1 protein-coding gene and 1 pseudogene are annotated in these 2,348 nt (G+C 73.1%); both read left to right on the forward strand.

Going from position 1 to position 2,348, the window contains the following annotated elements; translation table 11 throughout:
• Window positions 1–2,145: hypothetical protein (locus ACTIDRAF_RS0225370; RefSeq protein ID WP_016701455.1), on the forward strand; the 2,145-nt coding region annotated here is incomplete at its 5' end.
• Window positions 2,142–2,348 (forward strand): annotated as a pseudogene (locus ACTIDRAF_RS0225375) (hypothetical protein); the annotation flags it as partial. The gene ACTIDRAF_RS0225370 and the pseudogene ACTIDRAF_RS0225375, both read left to right, overlap by 4 nt.

The following is a 2,348-nucleotide window of genomic DNA, read 5'->3' on the forward strand; positions in this document are numbered from 1 at the left end:
AGGCCGGCGGGCGACGCGACCGCCGCACCGGCACCCCCCGGGCCGCCGCCGGCCGCGCCGGCCTTCGACGGCGGCCAGGGGATCACCGGGGACGGCGCCACCCTGATCGGCCACAACCACGGCGGCACCCACCAGACCTACGGCGACGAGGTGCACAACCACGCGGACCTGGTCAACAACGGCACGATGTTCGTGATCCGGCCGGACGGGCGGGTCGGCATCAGCCACGACCCCCGGCACATCAGCCGGGACCACCTGCGCCAGCTGGCGGACCGTTTCGTCGCACCGCCCAACCACGCCCGGGCGGCGGACCGGCTGGCGCTGGAGGGCATGGTCCTGCTCACCGGCCCGGCCGGGGTGGGCCGGCGCAGCGCCGCGCAGATGCTGCTGCACCGCGACGACGACGAACGCGCCCGTTACCGGGAGCTCCCGGCAAGCTCCTCCGAGGCGGAGGGGGCGGCCCTCGACCCGAAGGAGGTCCTCGACCCGGATGCGATCCAGCCGGGAGAACGGTTGCTGTGGGACCTGGCCAGCCGACCACCGGACGACCCGGCCGAGCTGCTGTCCTGGCTGGACTCGTTCCGCACCACGCTCCGGGACCGGCAAGCCCGCCTGGTCGTGGTCCTCAACGAGGACCAGCTCTCCCAGATGCGGGACGAGTCACGGCCGCTGTTGGTCACGCTGGGACGCCCCAACGCGCGAGCCGTGCTCGCGAGCCACCTGCGGGCCGGCGGGATCGCGTTCTCCGACGCGGACCTCGACGATCCTCGACTGCGCTCCCACTTCACGTCCGATCCCATGCGCCAGCTCGCGAAGTTGGCCCAGCTCGTCCGGGATGCCCAGCACCGGGCCTCGGCGGACCTGCCGTTAGGAAAGCTCCTCGGGCAGGCGTTGAACGCCCTGGACGGGCATGGGGACGACGTCGCTCAGCAGGTACGCCGCAACCCCTCCGCCCACTTCCGGGCGCTCCTCCTCGCCGCCGCGCTGCTGGAGGGAGCCAGGTTGGAACCCGTGCACCACGCGGCGGCCGGCCTCCTCGCGAAACTCCGCTACCCGCCCGAGGAGACCCACGTCCTCGAACGCGCCGACCTCGCCGAGCGGCTGGCGGCGGTCAAGGCGGTCACCAAGGACGGTCGGGTCACCGGGTTCTCCACCCTCGCCTACGGGTCCGCCGTCCTCACCCACTTCTGGCGGTACTTCCCGGAGCTGCGCCGCGAGTTCCGCGACTGGATCGACTCCACCCTGCGGCTCCAGGGCCTCACCGGGCGGGACCGCGACCTCGTGGTCACCCGTTTCGCCAAGCAGTGCATCAGCACGGAGGACTGGGAGGGCCTGTTCTCCCTCGTGCGGTACTGGGCTGATCGCGGCGAGTCCCGGCGTCCCCCTCCGCTGCTCCCGCAGGTGGGACGAGCACTGGACCACGGGCTGTCCGACCAACGCGCCGGGTGGCGCTTCCGGCAGAAGATCTACCAGTGGTCCCGGGACAGGGAGCTGCCGAAGGACCTCGCCCAGGTCCTGATCCGGCTGTGCGTCGAGGCCATCGTGCCCGACCACCCCGACCAGGCCCTGGTCCGCCTGCACCACCTCACCCGGCACCAGGAGGACGACGTCGTCGCCTCGGCCAGGGACGCGCTGCACACCCTCGCGGAGGACCACCGCTTCCTGCGCCGCCTCCTCGACCGGCTGTCCTCGGAGCTGGGCACCGGCGGCCCCCACCTGCACGGCGACCTCCAGCTGTTCCTCCGGGTCGCCGAACCACGCCGGCTCACCGACCCACGTGGGCGCGCCCGCCCACTGCTCGCGGAGACCCAAGTTCGGCAGAACCTGGTGCGCTGCTGGGCGCTGGTCCTCTCCCACGAACCGGAGTCCGGGTGGGAGCCCTCGGCATCGGACTGGCTCGCGGCGGTGGCGGAGGACACGCGGCGCGAACCGCTCCTCCCGGTCCTGGTGGACGCCGCCGAGGAGGCGGCTGCGTTAAACCCGCTCTACCTCACCGCCCGGCGGTGGGCGCTGGGCCGGGCGGGAGCCGAGGGGAACACCGCACAGCGGACCCACGTGGCCCGCGCTCTCCACCACCACATCAACCGCGCGCAGGGTCTGTGCCCGCTGGGGGCCGACCGACGCGCTGAGGAGACACTCGCATGAACAGCGAAGAACTGTCCCGGATCGGGGCCATCGGCCTGATCGCCGCGATGGTGCCGCTGGTGCTCGGACTCGGCCTGGGCTGGCCGGCCCTGGTCTGGGTGCCGTTGGCTCTCGGTCTGCCGGCGGCCGTCGGCGTCTACGCGAACCACCAGTTCCGCACCCGACGGCAGCGGCGGGAGTGGTACGGCTCGGTGGGGGCGCCG

Source organism: Actinoalloteichus spitiensis RMV-1378, from assembly GCF_000239155.1.
In the GTDB taxonomy this organism is placed as follows: Bacteria; Actinomycetota; Actinomycetes; order Mycobacteriales; family Pseudonocardiaceae; genus Actinoalloteichus_B; species Actinoalloteichus_B spitiensis.